The following is an 18031-nucleotide window of genomic DNA, read 5'->3' as shown; positions in this document are numbered from 1 at the left end:
TTGAGCCTGAGTTTAGACTGCTTTGGAGTGCATTATGACCGCTGCCGATACTGTTACGGTTCCCGTCTCGCTGGGCGACCGATCCTATGAGATCCTGATCGGCAAGGGGCTTATTGCGCGGGCAGGTGAAGAGATTGGCAAGCGCCTCAAGGGCAGGCGTGTTGCTGTCGTTACCGACGAGAATGTGGCGGATGCACATCTCAAGAATCTGGAAACAGCGCTTTTCCTGCAAGGTTTTGATGTGACGAGCATCGTCGTCAAACCTGGAGAAAAGTCTAAATCCTTTCCGGTGCTTGAGACCGTCACAAATGCAGTGCTGGAAGCCCGACTGGAGCGCGGCGATGCGCTGATTGCTTTCGGGGGAGGGGTCGTGGGTGATCTTTCCGGCTTCGTCGCTGGCATTGTGCGTCGCGGCATGAATTTCGTGCAGATGCCGACCTCGTTGCTCGCGCAGGTGGATTCGTCCGTTGGCGGCAAGACCGGTATCAACACGCAATATGGCAAGAATCTTGTTGGTGTTTTCTATCAGCCGCAGCTGGTGCTGGCGGATACGGATGTGCTCGACACATTAAGCGCGCGTGAATTCCGTGCGGGCTATGCGGAAGTTGCCAAATATGGCCTGATCGACCGTCCGGATTTCTTCGCCTGGCTCGAAAAAAACTGGAAAGAGGTTTTTGCGGGAGGCGCCGCACGTACCGAGGCTATTGCTGAATCATGCCGCTCGAAGGCAGCTGTTGTTGCACGCGATGAGCATGAAAATGGTGATCGTGCGCTGCTCAATCTTGGCCATACATTCGGTCATGCGCTTGAAACCGCCACAGGCTACGATTCAAGCCGTCTGGTGCATGGCGAGGGCGTTGCCATTGGCATGGCGCTTGCGCATCGTTTTTCGGTGAAGATGAACCTGTGCGGTGTTGAGGATGCTGAACGCGTCGAGGCGCATCTGCAGGCCGTCGGTCTGCCGATCTCGCTCAAAGATGTTCCGGGTGGTTTGCCGGACGCTGAAAAGCTGATGGACTATATTGCTCAGGACAAGAAAGTCTCCCGCGGTGCGCTGACCTTCATTCTGACGCGCGGTATCGGCCAGTCCTTCATTGCCAAGGATGTGCCGCCTGCGGCAGTATTGGAGTTCCTGAAGGAGCGCCTCTCCGTCTGAATCTGAAAGGAATACGAGAATGGGTTTCGAGCTATGGGTAATGTGCGGCATCATCCTGCTCTGCATCGTTCTCTCTGCCTTTTTTTCCGGTGCCGAAACGGCGCTGACGGCCGCTTCCCGCGCCCGCATGCTCACCTATGAGCATAATGGCGATCAGCGTGCCTCGGTCGTGCAGCATTTGATCGGCAAGCGGGACCGCCTGATCGGTGTGCTTCTGATCGGCAATAACCTTGCCAATATTCTCGCATCCTCAATCGCAGCCAGCATCTTTCTCACCCTGTTCGGCGATGCGGGCGTTGCCTATTCGACATTGGCGATGACGGTCATTCTGGTCATCTTTGCCGAAGTGCTGCCCAAGTCGTGGGCCATTTCCAGTCCCGACCGGTTTTCACTCAACGTTGCACGCCCGGTTTCAGCGGTGGTGACAGTGCTGGGTCCGGTTTCGGGCCTGGTAAACTGGATTGTGCGCGTGATCCTGCGGCTTTTCGGCATTAATTTGGCCGCTGGCCGCTCGATGCTCTCAGCACAGGAAGAATTGCGTGGCGCGGTTGAAGTGCTGCATCGTGACAAATCGCTAATCAAGGAAGACCGTGACCAGCTGGGCGGTTTGCTTGATCTGAAAGAACTGGAAGTCAGCGATGTCATGGTGCATCGCACATCCATGGGGACCATCAATGCCGATGCGCCTGCCGAGCAGGTGGTGCGCGAAATTCTGGCGAGCCCGCACACACGAATGCCGGTCTGGCGCGATGAGATCGATAATATTATCGGCATCATCCACACCAAGGATCTGCTGCGCACGCTTTACGACGTTGATAATGATTTTACGCGCATCGATATCATGAAGGTGGCACGCAAACCCTGGTTTGTGCCCGATACCACAACACTTCAGGATCAGCTCGACGCTTTCCTCCGCCGCAAGGCGCATATTGCTATCGTCGTTGATGAATATGGCGATGTGCAGGGGCTGGTGACGCTCGAAGATATTCTCGAGGAGATTGTCGGCGATATTTCCGATGAACACGATCTCGACATGCAGGGCGTGAGACTGCAACCGGATGGTTCGGTGCTGGTCGATGGTTCGCTGCCGATCCGCGATCTCAATCGTGCGCTGGGCTGGAACCTTCCCGACGAGGAAGCAACGACAATTGCCGGTCTTGTCATTCATGAAACCCAGACGATACCGGAAGTGAAACAGGCCTTCACTTTCCATGGAAAGCGCTTTTCCGTGTTGAAGAAGGAAAAGAACCGCCTGACCCGACTGCGCATTGTGCCGCTCGATGGCGACGGAAAGCCCATTTCAGGTGTTATCGCCGCAAAGGCCTCAAACTGATGGCTGTGCCTGCAACCAAGCAGGAACTCCTTGCAGCGATCGAAACGAACTATACCCGACTGGTACTTGATCTTGCACGCGTGACGCCTGAGCAGGCCATGGAAAACACCATGGAAGGCCATGCGAAAGGCACGATGATGAGCGTGCACAATCTCGTCTCCTATCTGGTCGGATGGAACGAGCTGGTGTTGAAATGGTGCGCACTCAGCGATAAGGGGCAGCCGGTCGAGTTTCCGGAAACAGGATTCAAATGGAGCGAACTCGGCAAGCTGGCATCCAGATTCTACCAGGATTATCAGGGTTTGCCGTTTGCGGAGCTTCTGCTGCGTTTTGAGGCTGCGAAAAATGTGCTGGTCGAGCTGATTGAGGCACGCAGCGATGCGGAGCTCTATGGCGTTGCATGGTATGAGAAATACACGCTTGGGCGCATGATCCAGTTCAACACGTCATCGCCTTACGCCAATGCGCGCGGGCGTCTGCGCAAATGGCTTAAAGCGCAGAGCTTAGAGCGCATCCCGAAAAGTGTGAAACGGTTTTCGGACAAAGATGCGCGTTAAAATAAATATTTAGAGCGCCGATCTGATCCAATCAGATCGAAACGCGCTCTAAAGCATGTCGCCCAAAAGTGGGAACCGGTTTTGGGATAAGACATGCTTGAAAACAATGACTTAAAGCGTGTCACATGGATATGATAAAATGCGACACGCTCTAGTACGAAAACGGGCGCTATAGCGACAGCGCCCATCGTAGCATTCTCGGGATATGGGAAAACCTACCGATACATCAGTGCATCACATCCGGCGAGGATCGAGCAGTTGCGGCAGCGTAGCTGGCCTGCATCGTTGAGCGTTTCGCCCTGCATGGTCCAGACAGCGCCCATATCCAGTGTTGCACGCTTGCCGCACTGACAACAGCAGGCAAAACTATTCTGTTTGGCTATCGACATTGCTGATACCGTATTCATCGGTTTCTCCTTTCGGAGTCAGCCCTCAGAGATTCTATGATAATTTCAGTCTTCTTGTAAGCTTGGCTCAATCGCTTGCAGCTTTGGGAGGTTTGCGCCGAAGCTATCGCGCCGGTTGACGGGCTCACTCTCTCGTTGCCAGTCAACCTTAACAGCCTGAGACAATCCCAAAACCCCAATAATAGGGATCAGGCGTAAAAAGATCAGCGCCGGGTTGGTTCGCCGGGGGCGGAAGGTTCGAGTGCCAGTGCATGAACGCCGCTATTGAGCTCTTCTTTGAGAAGCTCGTTGATAGCGCGATGGCGGGCAATGCGACTCAGCCCTTCGAACTTGCCCGATACAATACGCACACGAAAATGTGTCTCGCCGGTGCCGTCGTAAACTTCATGATGACCACTATCTTCGTGGTGATGACCTGCATGAAGATGGCTTTCATTTATGATTTCAAGCCGTTCTGGCGTGAAAGCGGCTGTAAGCTTCGCTTCCATTGAAGATTGTTTGCTATTGTGAATGGACATTCGAGCCAGTTCTCCCCATATAGGTGCTGTGCTTCATATAGACGTCGCCTCGGCGGCAATTGGTGGGGCAAATCCGCACAGGAAATGCAGTCTGCATCAAAATTTCGCCCTGAAGAATGGCCAAAACCAGTCAGGACGAAATGTCAATTCTTGTTTAGTTCCTCTTAATTCGCATAATCCGATTCGATGACAACGAACTCAAAATTTTTCGACAGCATCCGCATCCGTCCCAAGAAGGAAGCGGAAAAGAAGTCCAGCGGTCCCTGCTGCCAGTGGGATGGTTGCGATAAGCCGGGCACACATCGTGCGCCGGTCGGGCGCATGCGCGAGGGCGAGTATCTTCACTTCTGTATCGACCATGTCCGGGAATATAATAAGACTTTCAATTATTTCTCGGGTTTGTCGGACAAAGATATCTCCAAGTTCCAGAAGGACGCCATCACTGGAAACCGTCCAACCTGGTCGACCGCATCCAATTCCACAGCCACAAAACACACCTCGCCGGATGTGGCGCAGAGGCGTTCGGGTTCGGCTGCCTATCAGAACCGTATGCGCGATCCTTTTGGCTTCGTGAAGGAAGCGAAAGCAGCACCTGCGGGTAAAACTGCGCTTCGCAAGCCACGGACGCTGGAAGTAAAAGCGCTCGCTACGCTTGGTCTTGAACCAAATTCGACTAGCGATAAGATTAAGGCGCGCTATAAAGAACTCGTGAAGCAACATCATCCCGATGCGAATGGTGGCGACCGCGGATCCGAAGAAAGATTTCGCGAGGTCATTCAAGCTTATCAATTGCTCAAGACGGCAGGTTTTTGCTAAAGCCTGTCTGGCTTTTGTAAGCTGAGCATCGGAGCAAGCGTTGCTTCGACGGACATTCATCTGCCGCGCATTTGCGCGGACGCAAGTACGGATGCCCGCAACTGAACAGAAGGGGCGTCATCTGGCTCGCCGGAACCTGGCTCCCTGATCAAATTTGAATGTCGCGGCGGGACAGTCCTGCCGCTCTGGAGGCATGATGAACAAGGTTGAGCGGGATATAGCCAATTTGCCGGATACGACGGTTTCGGTACGCGAAGTGTTTGGAATTGATTCCGACATGCGCGTTCCAGCCTATGCGGCGGGCGATTCCTATGTGCCGGAAACGGATCCGGATTATATTTTCGACCGTCAGACGACGTTAGCCATTCTCGCAGGTTTTGCCTATAATCGCCGCGTGATGGTTTCCGGTTATCACGGAACGGGTAAATCGACCCATATCGAACAGGTTGCAGCCCGTCTCAACTGGCCTTGTGTCCGTATCAATCTCGACAGCCATGTCAGCCGTATTGATCTCGTCGGTAAGGATGCAATCGTCGTCAAGGACGGCATGCAGGTTACCGAATTCAAGGACGGCATTCTGCCTTGGGCCTATCAGCACAATGTTGCGCTGGTTTTCGACGAATATGATGCAGGTCGTCCGGACGTCATGTTCGTGATCCAGCGTGTTCTGGAAACGTCGGGCCGTCTTACGCTGCTCGATCAGAGCCGCGTGATCCGTCCGCATCCGGCGTTCCGCCTGTTTGCAACCGCCAACACGGTTGGTCTTGGCGATACGACTGGCCTTTATCACGGCACGCAACAGATCAACCAGGCCCAGATGGACCGCTGGTCGATCGTCACCACGCTCAACTATCTGCCACACGACAACGAAGTAAACATCGTTCTCGCCAAGGCCAAGCATTACCAGAATGCGGAAGGCCGTGAGATCGTGAACAAGATGGTTCGCGTTGCCGACATGACCCGTCAGGCCTTCATCAACGGCGATCTGTCGACCGTGATGAGCCCGCGTACTGTCATTACCTGGTCTGAAAATGCCGCGATCTTCAACGATGTCGGCTTTGCATTCCGCCTGACCTTCCTCAACAAGTGCGATGAGCTGGAACGCCAGACAGTGGCTGAGTTCTATCAGCGTGCTTTCGGTGAGGAACTTCCAGAATCGGCTGCCAATATCGTTTTGGCATAAGGCTGGATGATGCCTGCCGCCCTGCTGCATAATTCCTTAAATTTGAGATCGTTTAAGGTTAAATTATGCAGCAGATATATTTGTTAGAGCGTCCTTTGTGCGCCTAATGAGGCGCACGGCACTCTAATGGGCGGCAGCACTTTATAAGAAGTCAGGATAGGCAGATGTCGGGCCAAATGTCAGGAATGGGCGATAATTCGCGTGAGCGTAAAAACGGACCGGTGGATTCCGAACCGTTCAAGCGGGCGATGACGGCAACAATGCGTGCCATTTCCGGTGAGAATGAGCTGGAAGTTGCTTTCAGCAATGATCGTCCGGCGCTGACCGCCAATCGTGCCCGCCTGCCTGACCTGCCAAAGCGCCCGACTGCCCATGATATTGCGGTTACGCGCGGCCTTGGCGATTCCATGGCGCTGCGTCAGGCGCGCCATAATGCCCGTATTCATGCAAGCCTTGCTCCGGAAGGCAAACAGGCGCGTGCGATCTACGATGCGGTCGAACAGGCCCGCGTTGAAGCCATCGGTGCTCGCGCCATGGCCGGTGTTGCAGACAACCTTGCGACCATGCTTGCGGATAAATATACCCGGGCCAATTTTGCTTCCGTTACCGACAAGGAAGATGCGCCGCTTGAAGAAGCCGTATCGCTTCTCTTGCGCGAAAAGCTGACCGGACGCGCAGCACCAGCTGAAGCTGGGCCGGTGCTCGATCTCTGGCGTGAATGGATTGAGCAGAAGGCTGGCGCAGAGCTTGCACGTCTTGGCGAAAACCTGGAAGATCAGCAGGCTTTTGCGCGCACAGTGCGCGATATGCTGGCCTCCATGGACATGGCCGAGGAGCTTTCGCAGGAAGAGCAAAGCGACGAACAGGATCAGGACGACGAACAGACGCCGGACTCGGATGAAAACGAGGATGGTGGCGAGGAAAGCCAGGAAGGCTCTGATTCAGCTGAAAGCGATGAATCGGACAGCTCGAGTGAAGAGGGCGAGCAGGGCGAAATGGATGCTGCCGATGCGGCCTCCGACGATATGGATGACAGCGAAGATGTCGACGCGGAAACGCCGGGCGATACACGCCGTCAGAACCAGCCTTTCGCCAATTTTTCCGAACATGTCGACTACAATGTCTTCACGCGCGAATTCGATGAAGAGGTTGAGGCGACCGATCTTTGCGATGAGGCCGAGCTTGATCGTCTGCGCGGATTCCTCGACAAGCAGCTTGCCAATCTGCAGGGCGTGGTCGGAAGACTTGCCAACCGTTTGCAGCGCCGCCTGATGGCGCAGCAGAACCGTTCGTGGGATTTCGATCTGGAAGAGGGCTATCTCGATTCGGCTCGTCTGGTGCGTATCGTAATCGATCCGACACAGCCGCTTTCCTATAAGCAGGAACGCGATACGAATTTCCGCGATACGGTTGTGACGCTGGTTCTCGACAATTCCGGCTCTATGCGCGGGCGCCCGATCACTGTTGCGGCCACCTGCGCCGACATTCTGGCCCGTACGCTGGAGCGTTGCGGTGTGAAGGTCGAGATTCTTGGCTTCACCACCAAGGCGTGGAAGGGTGGCCAATCGCGTGAGGCATGGCTCGGTCGTGGCAAGCCTTCCAATCCGGGTCGTCTCAATGATCTGCGCCACATCATCTACAAGAGTGCTGATGCGCCATGGCGGCGTGCACGGCGCAATCTTGGCCTGATGATGCGCGAAGGGCTGCTCAAGGAAAATATCGACGGTGAAGCACTGATCTGGGCGCATCAGCGGTTGTTGGCGCGTCCTGAGCAGCGCAAGATCCTGATGATGATTTCAGATGGCGCGCCGGTGGATGATTCGACGCTGTCGGTCAATCCGGGCAATTATCTGGAGCGTCACCTGCGCGCGGTGATCGAAGAGATCGAAAATCGCTCGCCGGTGGAGCTGATCGCCATTGGTATCGGCCATGACGTAACCCGCTATTATCAGCGTGCTGTAACCATTGTGGATGCGGAAGAGCTGGCTGGTGCGATGACTGAGCAGCTTGCCTCGCTCTTCGAGGAACAGGGCGCAGAGGCGTCTGGCAGAGGTCGCCGCCGCGCAGGCAGGCGATAATTACTCTGAAATCACTTTGTGATGCGAGGAAGAAAAAAGGGACCGTTGGGTCCCTTTTTTAGTGCATTTCCAGCAAAAGTGCGAAGCGGTTTTGCGTCGGATAATGCGAAAAAACAAAGAGATAGAGCATTTCCAATGATTCAAGAAAAGCAGGAAATGCTCTAGTGCTTGTTTGATGCTGTGCGGTCGGGCGCATAAAGGGTTGGTGCGAAAATGGCCAGAATGGCACCATAGGGCACCAGCATCAGCGTTCCCATGGCAACCTTCACAAAGAAGTCGCCGGTTGCCAGCGAAGCCCAGAGAGGCATTCCAAGGCCAAGGAAGGCGGCAGGTTCGGCGAGAGACGAATCCGGCATGCCGGTGATCGCATCGATCCACGCAAAGCTTGCAGCAAAAGCGATGGAGAAAAACAGTATAGTATCGACAACGGAGCCGAACATGGCGGCAGCAAACGGTGCTTTCCACCATGTCTTGCGACGCAGGCGGTTGAAGACCGTGATGTCCATCAATTGTGCGATCAGAAATGCCGAACCGGAGGCAATGGCGATACGTGGTGTTGCCAGCCAGATCGACATGAGCACGCCGAGCACAAAACCGGCATAGACAACCTTGCGTGCAGCCGCGGGGCCAAAGCGGCGATTCGTCAGATCGTTGACGAGAAATGCCACCGGATAGGTGAAGGCACCATAGGTGAGCAGTTCACCAAGGCCAAAATGCTGAAAAGGATATTGGACAAGGATGTTCGAGGCGGCAACTGCCGCACACATCGCTATCACGGCCGGCCAGAGCCGGGCAAAAGAAGGACCTGTCATAGGCATTTTTTTATCCTGGGTGATGGAACCAGCAAAAAAGGCTGACGCAAGTCAGCCTTTTTTGTCAAACTTTAAAAAGCTGATTGCTTACGCTGCAACTTCAGCCTGCTTCTTGGCGATCTGACGCTTCAGCAGGCGAGCGCGCTGCGAGAGTTCCTTGTCGTCAGACTTGACGAGGAAAGCGTCGAGGCCACCGCGATGCTCAACCGAACGCAGAGCAGAAGCGGAAACGCGAAGACGGTAGCTCTGGCCGAGAACTTCGGACATAAGCGTAACGTTGCAGAGGTTCGGCAGGAAGCGGCGACGCGTACGGTTGTTTGCGTGGCTCACATTGTTGCCGTACTGGACCGAGGTGCCGGTCAATTCACAAGCGCGGGACATTTTGGTCTCACCTTCAAATTTTTGTTTCTCAGGCCCCGACCCGAATGTCCGAATTCAAAGCAATCATAGCAGTTTGCTGCTGCTGGCGCGCGATCTCGGACAGGCGGCCTATTGGGAAAGTCGCGTTTCTATAGTGACAGTAGCGGTTACAGTCAAGACAGATTCCATCGTGAAGGTCCCAAGGCGCGCATTTACAGCGTTTTGCAGCGTTTGGTGGTCTGCCCGATCATAACTTCGCCGGTTTTTCCTGTTCGACAGAGAATGTAAAACGGGAATCTGGAGCCATTTATAGTCAGAAGCTTAAAGACAAACCAGAGCATGGGTCAGATAAACAGAATCGTTTTATAAGTGCAGTGCATGGATTTGGGCATGCACTTGGGCAACGACTTGGGCATGGACCAGGTTTGCTGAAGCGCTGTTCGTGCGGGTGTACGGTGCTCTCGAAGTCAATATCGCGAAAGGAAAATCTGGCATGATCGAGCAATCGCATTTCTTCAAGCCGGTTGAGAGCAAGATGATCACGAATGGGGTAAAGCGGCGGGCACTTGCATTTCTAACCGGATTGACGATTGCGAGTGTAGCTGCGGTGGGAACCGCAAAAGCAGACGCTCTCTACCGAACCGAATATGAAATCTCGATGTTTGGTCTTTCCATTGCACGTTCAGCGATCGAGACCATCGTCAAAGGTGCCAATTACGGCGTCAATGGCCGCTTCAAGACGTCCGGCCTCGCTCGCGTTTTTGATGATACGGACGGGACGGTCTATGTGGGCGGCAGTTCAGCTCAGGGCAAGGTGACGCCTTCGGCTTTCGATCTTGCCTATAAGCATGGGCGCAAGAACAAGAGCACCAAGATACGTTTTGCAGGCGGCAAAGTGACCGCATCCGAAAATGTGCCGCCGGTGAAAAAGCGCGATCCGTGGGTGGAGACCGCACCAAATGATCTGGTCAATGTGAGCGACCCGTTGAGTGCGCTGATGATTCCGACCAAAGACCCCAAAGCTGTTTGCAATCGCACACTGAGTGTCTTTGATGGTCAGACCCGCGCCGATATTCGACTGACTTTCAATGGCACTGAATCCTTCACCACCGAAGGCTTCACCGGCGAATCGGTGATCTGTTCGGCGAAGTTCATGCCGATCTCGGGTTATCAGAAGGGCAAGAAAGCTATCGACTATCTGAGCACGCGCAGCAAGATCACGATCTCCTTTGCATCCTTGGGCGATTCCGGTATCTATGCGCCCGTCGTGGCACGCATCGGCACACAGCTGGGGACGCTGAAGATCGAGGCGACGCGATTTGAAAAGATAAGATAACGGGACGCAAAAGACGGTTTGAGCCGCGCGAGCGATCCCGGAAAATGGGGGATCAATCATGAAGCTGGCAACGCTGATCGGCTTTTCGGCCATAGCGATGTGGGCGCTTCTGGCGCTTTTTACTGCCGGCTCCGGTCAGGTTCCGCCATTCCAGTTGTCCGCCATGACATTTTCAGTCGGCGCATCCATCGGCCTCATTTCCTGGCTGTGGCGCCCGGATGCCGTGAAACATCTGCGCCAGCCGCCCATCGTCTGGCTTGTCGGCGTGGTTGGCCTCTTCGGCTATCATTTTCTTTATTTTACGGCGCTTCGGAATGCGCCTGCGGTTGACGCCAGCCTGATTGCTTATCTCTGGCCGCTGCTGATTGTGGTCGGGTCTGCCCTGATGCCGGGCGAACGGCTGCACTGGTATCATATCGCGGGCGCACTTCTTGGGCTTGGCGGGACCGTGCTCATTGTGAGCAAAGGCGGTGGCTTCGGCTTTGAAGCCCGCTACAGCTTTGGTTATGCAATGGCTGCACTTTGCGCCTTGACGTGGTCGAGCTATTCGCTGCTCTCACGCCGCTTTTCGAGCGTTCCGACTGATGCTGTCACTGGCTTCTGCGTGGCGACCGCCGTTCTCTCGCTGATCTGCCACCTGATGCTTGAGCAGACCGTCTGGCCGGAAACGGCAATGCAGTGGCTCTGTGTTCTGGCGCTTGGCCTGCTGCCTGTGGGAGCGGCCTTCTATGCCTGGGATTTTGGTGTGAAGCGCGGCAATATTCAGGTGCTGGGTGCTGCAAGTTATGCCGCCCCGCTTCTATCCACGCTCGTGCTGATCTTGGCCGGTACGGCGCAGCCATCCATGCGTATTCTCGCTGCCTGCCTGTTGATCACCGCAGGTGCGGCGCTGGCCGCAAAAGACATGATTTTTTCGCGGCGCAAAGAAGCGGTGCCGGCCGAGTAAAGTTAAAGCGCATTCCGAAAAGTGTGAAGCGGTTTTCGGAACAAGGTGCGCGTAAAACAAAGAGATAGAGCATTTCTAATGATTCAACTGAATACTGAAATGCTCTAGTGACTGGGATGCAGGCATTCCTCGTGGTTGCCGAGAATTTCGATCACCCGGCACTGATCGATGCGGCCATGAGCCGTGCAATCGAGCATGCGTAGCAATTCCGTCTTGAGGGACATCAGTTTTGCAATACGGTGCTCGACATCGATCAGCCGCGCACGCGCGATAGAATCAGCGGCAGCGCAAGACTGGTCGGGGTTGTCCTGAAGGTCGAGAAGCGTTCGGATTGCATCCACTTCAAAGCCCAGATCACGGGCATGACGGATAAACAGAAGTCGCTGGACATCGCTGTTGTCGTAAAGGCGGCGGTTGCCTTCGGTGCGTGGCGGAACCGGAAGAAGCCCGATTTGCTCGTAATAACGGATCGTTGGCACTTTTACGCCGCTGGCTTTCGATGCCTCGCCAATCGGAACATTGGTGTTCATTTTTTCTCTTGCTCCTCTAGTCACTAGAGGATGTAGACCTTGTTTCAGATAATTCAAGGGCGTTCTGAAAAGGGCAAGTCATGAACGAGGTTCTGAAACAAAACCGGTTTCGTGTGGAAGGCATGGATTGCGCTTCCTGTGCAACGAAAATCGATACGGCTGTGCGCCGCGTTGCAGGTGTAGAAGATGTGTCCGTGTCGGTGACGACTGGCATGATGACCGTGCGCCATGATGGCAGCAGCGATCTGGAAAGCGTTGCCAAAAAAGTACGCAGCCTTGGTTACAGTGTTGAGCCGGTGGCGGATGAAAAAGCGCCTGCTAAGCGCGAGCATCATGATCACGATCATGCCGGTTGCAGCGGCCATGACCATGACCATGACCACGATCACGACCATAAGCATCATGATCACAGCCATGAAGAAACCGAAGCAAAGCAGATTGCAACTGGCGCGAACAGTTTCCGCTTTCAGGTCGATGGCATGGATTGTGCTTCCTGCGCGGCCAAGATCGATACGGCTGTGCGGCGTGTTGGTGGTGTGCAGGATGTTTCGGTCTCCGTGACCAATGGCACGATGACTGTCAACCATGACGGCTCGGCCAACCCTGACGAGATTGCTGCAAAGGTGACGGGACTTGGCTATAAGGCCAGCGCAAAATCCGCAGCCACACGAACGTCTAAGTCGATTGCACCAGCAAAACCCAAGCGCTGGTGGCAGAGCAGCAAAGGCCAGATGATGCTCGCCTGTGGTGGCGGTCTGGTGGTTGCTTATATTGTCGGCCATCTTTATCCGCCGATTGCCTTGTGGGCCTTCACGGCTGCGATGCTGATTGGTCTTATACCGATTGCAAAACGCGCTTATTCGGCAGCCATCAACGGCACGCCTTTCTCTATTGAAATGCTAATGACGATCGCCGCAATCGGCGCGGTTATCATCGGTGCCACTGAGGAAGCGGCAGCGGTCGTCTTCCTGTTTCTGGTTGGCGAATTGCTCGAAGGTGTTGCTGCTGGCAAGGCACGCGCAAGCATTCAGTCGCTGACGGCGCTGGTGCCCAAGACCGCATTTCTGGAAAGCAACGGTTCAACAAGGGAAGTGCAAGCGGAGGACCTCAACGTCGGCGATATAATCTCTGTGCGCCCGGGTGACCGTATGCCTGCTGATGGCGAAATTATTTCCGGCGAGAGTGCTGTCGATGAAGCGCCGGTTACGGGCGAAAGCACGCCGGTTGGCAAGGACGTGGGCGATAGTGTGTTTGCAGGCACCATCAATGGCGACGGGCTGCTGCGCGTGAAGGTGACAGCCGCAGCGCAGGACAACACCATCGCACGCGTTGTGCGGCTGGTTGAGGAAGCGCAGGAAGCCAAAGCACCGACTGAACGTTTCATCAATCGCTTTTCAACTTATTATACGCCGGGTGTTGTTGTGGTTGCGGCTTTGGTTGCGATCCTGCCGCCGCTGGTGGCGGGTGCTGCATGGGATGAATGGATCTATAAAGGCCTCGCCATTCTGCTGATCGGTTGCCCTTGCGCGCTGGTTATTTCGACGCCTGCCGCGATTGCGGCTTCGCTTTCTGCAGGCGCACGACGCGGACTTCTGTTGAAGGGCGGTGCGGTTCTTGAGACAATCGGTAAGATCACAACCGCTTGCTTCGATAAGACCGGCACGCTGACTGAAGGCAAGCCGCAGGTAACGGATGTCCTGTCTGCCGGACTTTCGGAAGAAGACGTTCTGCGTCTTGCTGCATCGCTTGATGCGGGCTCAAGCCATCCTCTTGCGCTGGCAATTGTTGGTGCAGCAGAAGCGCGTGGTCTGAAGCTATCCGAAGTTTCGACTGGCAAAGCCCATGGCGGCAAGGGTGTGTCAGGCACTGCCAATGGCATTGAACTGTTCCTTGGTTCGCGCAAGGCTGCCAATGAAATCTCTGCCATTCCAGACGAGCTGGCGGCCCGAATTGCCGCTTGTAACGACGAAGGCAAGACCGTTTCTGTTCTGGTTGCAGACGGTAAAATTGCAGGTGCCATAGCCATGCGTGATGAGCCGCGCGCGGATGCGATCGCGGGGCTTAAGACGCTGAAAGATGCAGGCATTCGCACTGTGATGCTGACCGGCGATAATCGCCGCACGGCAGAAGCTATCGGCAAGGATCTGGGCATCGAAGTGCGTGCCGAACTCCTGCCGGAAGACAAGCAGCGGATCGTTGGCGAGTTTCGCAATGCGGGTCAGGTTGTTGCCAAGGTTGGTGATGGCATCAATGATGCGCCAGCGCTGGCTGCGGCTGATGTTGGCATTGCCATGGGCGGCGGCACCGACGTGGCTCTGGAAACGGCAGATGCGGCAGTGCTTCATGGTCGTGTGGGCGATGTTGCAGCGATGGTTGATCTGTCCCAGAGGACCATGCGCAATATCCATCAGAACATCACAATCGCCCTTGGGCTGAAGGCTGTGTTTCTTGTGACCACTGTGCTGGGAATTACCGGCCTCTGGCCCGCCATTCTGGCCGATACAGGCGCGACCGTTCTGGTGACGATCAATGCGCTGCGATTGCTAAGGCAGCCAGGCTGATAAAAAAACCGGCGAAGGAAACTTCGCCGGTTTTTCCTTGATGCATTACTCGCCGATCAATTCGCGAATGCGCTCGCCATATTGTTTGCCGAAGGCCACGTGCTCGGGATTGACCTGCTTCACTTCATCGACAAGCTGATCTTCTTCCTCTGCATCAGCGGCGGCAAGCGCGCTCATCATGGCGAAATAGGCGAGAAGATAATCGCGTGGCGTAATATTCTCGGCCTTCATCACGTCCACCACCTGAGGGCGCGATTCAATGCTCTTCACCATGGAATCCATGGAAGGCTGCGCATCCTGACCTTCTTCAGCAGTCGGTGAAAGCTGCATGTCCTCGAGCTTGTTATGGATCTTCTCCATGCGCGCGAGAAGGTCTTCGGTCAGCTTGAAATTATTGATGTCAGCAGGCGTCTGCGGCGGCGTTGCGATGGCCAGAATGTCTTCGGCAACGGCCACTTTCACAGACTGTGGCAGGATCATAAGCGATAAGCCGAAGAGAGCTGCTGCGCGGAGTGTTTTAAAACGGGAAATGTTCGTCATGATCATGTCCTAAAATATATCCTTGCGCTTACGGATTTCGGCAAAAACCGCTTCATCCGTTGCGTTCTGCATTCCAAGTCGTGCGCGAATGCGGCTGTCGTGCCAGCGCAGGAACGGATTGGTTGCCATTTCAAGTGCGATGCTGGAGGGCAGGGTCATCTTATCTGCCGCACGCAATCGCGCAATCTCCTGTGCCCGCTCTTTGAGTGCTGAATTGTCCGGGTCGATGGTCAATGCGAAGCGGGCATTGCTCTCGGTATATTCATGACCGCAATAAACCGCCGTGTCACCGGGCAGAGCCACGAGCTTTTGCAACGACTGGAACATGGTTGCAGGTGTTCCTTCGAACAAGCGTCCGCAGCCCAGCGCGAAAAGCGTGTCGCCCGTGAACACCACTTTCGCTTCCGGCAGGTAGAAGGAAATCTCGCCAGCCGTGTGACCGGGCGTGGAAATGACTTTCACCCTGAAAAGCCCGAAGGTGAATTCATCGCCATCCTGAACGGTGCGATCAATGCCGGGGATTTTGCTTTCCTCGGCCTTCGGGCCAATGATGCTGACGCCGAATCTGGCTTTCAGCTGCTCATTGCCTTCAACATGGTCGAGATGGTGGTGGGTTGTGAAGATGAAGTCCAGCGTCCAGCCACGACGCTTTAACGCCGCTTCGATGGCATTTGCATCAGGTGCATCGATTGCAGCCGTCAGCGCGCTTTCAGGATCATGGATGAGAACGCCATAATTATCGCTGCGGCAGATGAATTGTTCAATGTCCAGCCTTTTGTCGATTTGGGACATGGCGTTCTCCTGATCGAATTTTATTCTGCCTTGGTTTCAGGCAAAGTGTGCTTCTGGATAAGCGGCATTTGTGAAAGCGTGAAGACAATGGTGATCGGCATAATGCCCCAGACCTTGAAGGAAACCCAGGCATCGGTCGAAAAATTCCGCCAGACAAGTTCATTCACAATCGCGAGGAAAACAAAGAACAGGCCCCAGCGGAAGGTCAGCTTGCGCCAGCCCTCGGCATCCAGTTTGAAAGCTGAATCGAACACATAGCCGAGCAGAGATTTGCCAAACAAAAGCCCACCCAAAAGGATCGCGCCAAACAGCGTGTTTACGATGGTCGGCTTCATCTTGATGAAGGTGTCGTTGTGCAGCCAGAGTGTCAGCGCGCCAAAGACCAGAACCACGATGCCGGAAATGAGTGGCATCATCGGCAATGTGCGTGTCAGCGACCATGAAACGGCAAGTGCAATAACGGTTGCCACCATGAAAAGTGCGGTTGCCAGAAAGATCGGCTCGCCGATCTGACCAAGCACGGGAAAGCGCTCGATCAGGCTTTCGCCGCGCGCATTGGCGAAAAAGAACACCAGAAGCGGTCCGAGTTCCAATGCAAGCTTGAGCAGCGGCGGAACTTCTTTGCGTTCGGCTTCTGTCTTCTGTGACGGATCGCGTTCGAAAACGGGATGCTGCATCAGGCAACTCCTGCAATGGCGCGGGCAAAATCCTTGGCCGCAAATGGTTCAAGATCGTCGACACCTTCGCCGACGCCGATGAAATAGATCGGCAGCTTATGCTTGGCTGAGATTGCCACCAGAATGCCGCCGCGTGCCGTGCCGTCAAGCTTGGTCATCACGAGGCCGTTGACGCCAGCGATGTTCTTGAAAATCTCGACCTGATTGAGCGCGTTTTGCCCGGTGGTGGCATCAAGCGTCTGGAGAACCGTGTGCGGTGCTTCTGGATCGTGTTTGCCAAGAACACGGACGATTTTTGCAAGCTCGTCCATCAGCTCGGCCTTGTTCTGCAAACGGCCAGCCGTGTCGATGATGAGCACGTCGCTGCCTGCATCCTTTGCCTGCTGCCATGCATCATAGGCAAGGCCTGCCGCATCGGCGCCGAGTTTGCTTGAAACAACTGGTGAGCCGGTGCGTTCACCCCAGATGTGGAGCTGTTCGATAGCGGCTGCGCGGAATGTGTCGCCCGCTGCAAGCATGACCTTGAGGCCACCGGCGGTCAGTTTTGCGGCAAGCTTGCCGATGGTTGTGGTCTTGCCGGTGCCGTTAACGCCGACAACCAGAATGACATGTGGCTTGTGCGACAGGTCAAGCTCCAGCGGCTTGGCAACAGGGCCAAGCACCTTTTCGATTTCCGCACCCATGATGTTGCGGACTTCTTCGCCGGTCACATCCTTGCCGTAGCGGCCGGATGACAGCGCGTCTGTCACGCGCATTGCGGTTTCAAGTCCGAGATCGGCCTGAATGAGAACGTCTTCAAGGTCCTGCAGCGTGTCTTCATCGAGCTTGCGCTTGGTGAAGATGCTGCCGATGGAATCACTCAGCGAATTTGATGAACGCAACAATCCGCGACGCAGACGCTCGAACCATGACAGCTTTGGCTCTGGAGCAGCTTCGACCGGCGTTTCGTCCTGATGTTCTTCAACGGCCTTTGCGACCTTGACCTTTTTAGGCTTTACCGGCTCAGGCTGAGATACGGCTTCGACGATTTCCTCGACAACCGGCGTCTCAATAATTTCCGGGACTTCCGGCTGTTCCGGTTCGATGATTGGCTCTGGCTCAACAACAGACTCTGGCGCTGGTGCTTCAACCACGATCGGTTCCATCACCGGAGGCTGTTCAATCGGGATTTCGATCTCGGCAACCGGATGTTCGGCCTCAGCGACGGGTTCTTCAACCGGCTCAGGCTCAGTAACGACCGCAAGTGCTTCCGGTTCGGAAACGATCACTTCGGCAGCGGGAATTTCGACTTCTTCCAGCGCTTCGACGGCTTCAGGAAGCTGTGCTTCCACAGCATCGGGAGCCGGTTGTTCGACCGGCTTTTCTTCGACCTCCTTCTTGCCGAAGGAGAACATTTTCTTGATGAAACCCATTGCCATGAAATCTGATG

The 18031-nt window shown here is 55.0% G+C and carries 18 protein-coding genes; 9 read left to right on the top strand and 9 right to left on the bottom strand.

Features of this window, described 5'->3' with window-relative positions:
- Positions 1 to 34: 34 nt before the first annotated feature.
- From aroB to C9380_RS11880, 3 genes are read left to right on the top strand one after another with little or no spacing between them, the layout of a single operon-like run.
- A complete protein-coding gene (gene aroB / locus C9380_RS11890) occupies positions 35 to 1156 on the top strand; it encodes a 3-dehydroquinate synthase (protein ID WP_024898495.1) in 1122 nt (373 codons plus the stop codon).
- 19 nt (positions 1157 to 1175) lie between these two features.
- Complete coding sequence (locus C9380_RS11885; protein ID WP_100558444.1) at positions 1176 to 2489, top strand: HlyC/CorC family transporter; 1314 nt, start codon at positions 1176 to 1178, stop codon at positions 2487 to 2489.
- Positions 2489 to 3046: a ClbS/DfsB family four-helix bundle protein gene (locus tag C9380_RS11880; RefSeq protein ID WP_128093586.1), complete on the top strand. Its 558-nt coding sequence runs from the start codon at positions 2489 to 2491 to the stop codon at positions 3044 to 3046. Before C9380_RS11885 ends, C9380_RS11880 begins: the two co-directional genes overlap by 1 nt.
- Before the next feature lie 215 nt (positions 3047 to 3261).
- Here the strand turns inward: C9380_RS11880 and C9380_RS11875 are convergent, their stop codons facing one another.
- Together C9380_RS11875 and C9380_RS11870 are read right to left on the bottom strand one after the other, a co-directional pair.
- Positions 3262 to 3453 (bottom strand): hypothetical protein, encoded by a 192-nt coding sequence (locus tag C9380_RS11875; RefSeq protein WP_128093585.1) that lies wholly within the window; start codon positions 3451 to 3453, stop codon positions 3262 to 3264.
- A 203-nt stretch (positions 3454 to 3656) separates the two neighbouring features.
- Complete coding sequence (locus C9380_RS11870; protein WP_024898499.1) at positions 3657 to 3971, bottom strand: BolA family protein; 315 nt, start codon at positions 3969 to 3971, stop codon at positions 3657 to 3659.
- A 186-nt stretch (positions 3972 to 4157) separates the two neighbouring features.
- On the opposite strand from C9380_RS11870, the gene C9380_RS11865 reads away from it, so the two are divergent.
- The 3 genes from C9380_RS11865 (at position 4158) to cobT (ending at position 8048) form a co-directional block, all read left to right on the top strand.
- Entirely contained in the window at positions 4158 to 4787 is a 630-nt protein-coding gene (locus C9380_RS11865; RefSeq protein WP_024898500.1) for a J domain-containing protein, read from the top strand.
- Positions 4788 to 4983: 196 nt separating this feature from the next.
- On the top strand, positions 4984 to 5970 hold the full coding sequence (gene cobS / locus C9380_RS11860; RefSeq protein WP_024898501.1) for a cobaltochelatase subunit CobS: 987 nt from the start codon (positions 4984 to 4986) through the stop codon (positions 5968 to 5970).
- A gap of 164 nt (positions 5971 to 6134) precedes the next feature.
- The gene (gene cobT / locus C9380_RS11855) at positions 6135 to 8048 is read left to right on the top strand and encodes a cobaltochelatase subunit CobT (protein WP_105705610.1); all 1914 of its coding nucleotides are present in this window, start codon (positions 6135 to 6137) and stop codon (positions 8046 to 8048) included.
- 161 nt (positions 8049 to 8209) lie between these two features.
- Here cobT and C9380_RS11850 read toward each other — a convergent pair whose 3' ends face one another.
- Positions 8210 to 8866: a queuosine precursor transporter gene (locus tag C9380_RS11850; RefSeq protein ID WP_105705612.1), complete on the bottom strand. Its 657-nt coding sequence runs from the start codon at positions 8864 to 8866 to the stop codon at positions 8210 to 8212.
- Between the two features lie 81 nt (positions 8867 to 8947).
- On the bottom strand, positions 8948 to 9241 hold the full coding sequence (rpmB, locus tag C9380_RS11845) for a 50S ribosomal protein L28 (protein ID WP_024898504.1): 294 nt from the start codon (positions 9239 to 9241) through the stop codon (positions 8948 to 8950).
- Between the two features lie 514 nt (positions 9242 to 9755).
- Here rpmB and C9380_RS11840 point away from each other — a divergent pair.
- Both C9380_RS11840 and yddG read left to right on the top strand, forming a co-directional pair.
- The gene (locus tag C9380_RS11840) at positions 9756 to 10556 is read left to right on the top strand and encodes a DUF3108 domain-containing protein (protein ID WP_051514788.1); all 801 of its coding nucleotides are present in this window, start codon (positions 9756 to 9758) and stop codon (positions 10554 to 10556) included.
- A gap of 58 nt (positions 10557 to 10614) precedes the next feature.
- A complete protein-coding gene (gene yddG, locus C9380_RS11835) occupies positions 10615 to 11502 on the top strand; it encodes an aromatic amino acid exporter YddG (RefSeq protein WP_024898506.1) in 888 nt (295 codons plus the stop codon).
- A gap of 104 nt (positions 11503 to 11606) precedes the next feature.
- On the opposite strand, the gene C9380_RS11830 is transcribed toward yddG, so the two are convergent.
- Positions 11607 to 12032, bottom strand: a complete 426-nt coding sequence (locus C9380_RS11830) for a MerR family transcriptional regulator (RefSeq protein WP_024898507.1) — start codon at positions 12030 to 12032, stop codon at positions 11607 to 11609.
- 80 nt (positions 12033 to 12112) lie between these two features.
- On the opposite strand from C9380_RS11830, the gene C9380_RS11825 reads away from it, so the two are divergent.
- Entirely contained in the window at positions 12113 to 14593 is a 2481-nt protein-coding gene (locus C9380_RS11825) for a heavy metal translocating P-type ATPase (protein WP_128093584.1), read from the top strand.
- A gap of 45 nt (positions 14594 to 14638) precedes the next feature.
- On the opposite strand, the gene C9380_RS11820 is transcribed toward C9380_RS11825, so the two are convergent.
- From C9380_RS11820 to ftsY, 4 genes are read right to left on the bottom strand one after another with little or no spacing between them, the layout of a single operon-like run.
- Positions 14639 to 15133, bottom strand: a complete 495-nt coding sequence (locus tag C9380_RS11820) for a hypothetical protein (RefSeq protein ID WP_128093583.1) — start codon at positions 15131 to 15133, stop codon at positions 14639 to 14641.
- 9 nt (positions 15134 to 15142) lie between these two features.
- A complete protein-coding gene (gene gloB / locus C9380_RS11815) occupies positions 15143 to 15925 on the bottom strand; it encodes a hydroxyacylglutathione hydrolase (protein ID WP_128093582.1) in 783 nt (260 codons plus the stop codon).
- A gap of 20 nt (positions 15926 to 15945) precedes the next feature.
- A complete protein-coding gene (locus C9380_RS11810; protein WP_024898511.1) occupies positions 15946 to 16602 on the bottom strand; it encodes a septation protein A in 657 nt (218 codons plus the stop codon).
- Positions 16602 to 18020, bottom strand: a complete 1419-nt coding sequence (ftsY, locus tag C9380_RS11805; RefSeq protein WP_128093581.1) for a signal recognition particle-docking protein FtsY — start codon at positions 18018 to 18020, stop codon at positions 16602 to 16604. The genes C9380_RS11810 and ftsY overlap by 1 nt, the downstream gene beginning before the upstream one ends.
- Positions 18021 to 18031 lie beyond the last annotated feature (11 nt).

The sequence above is a fragment of the Brucella pituitosa genome (assembly GCF_003049685.1).
Lineage (GTDB): Bacteria > Pseudomonadota > Alphaproteobacteria > Rhizobiales > Rhizobiaceae > Brucella > Brucella pituitosa.
Note: the sequence above shows the minus strand (reverse complement) of the source record. Positions and strands in the feature narration are given on the sequence as shown.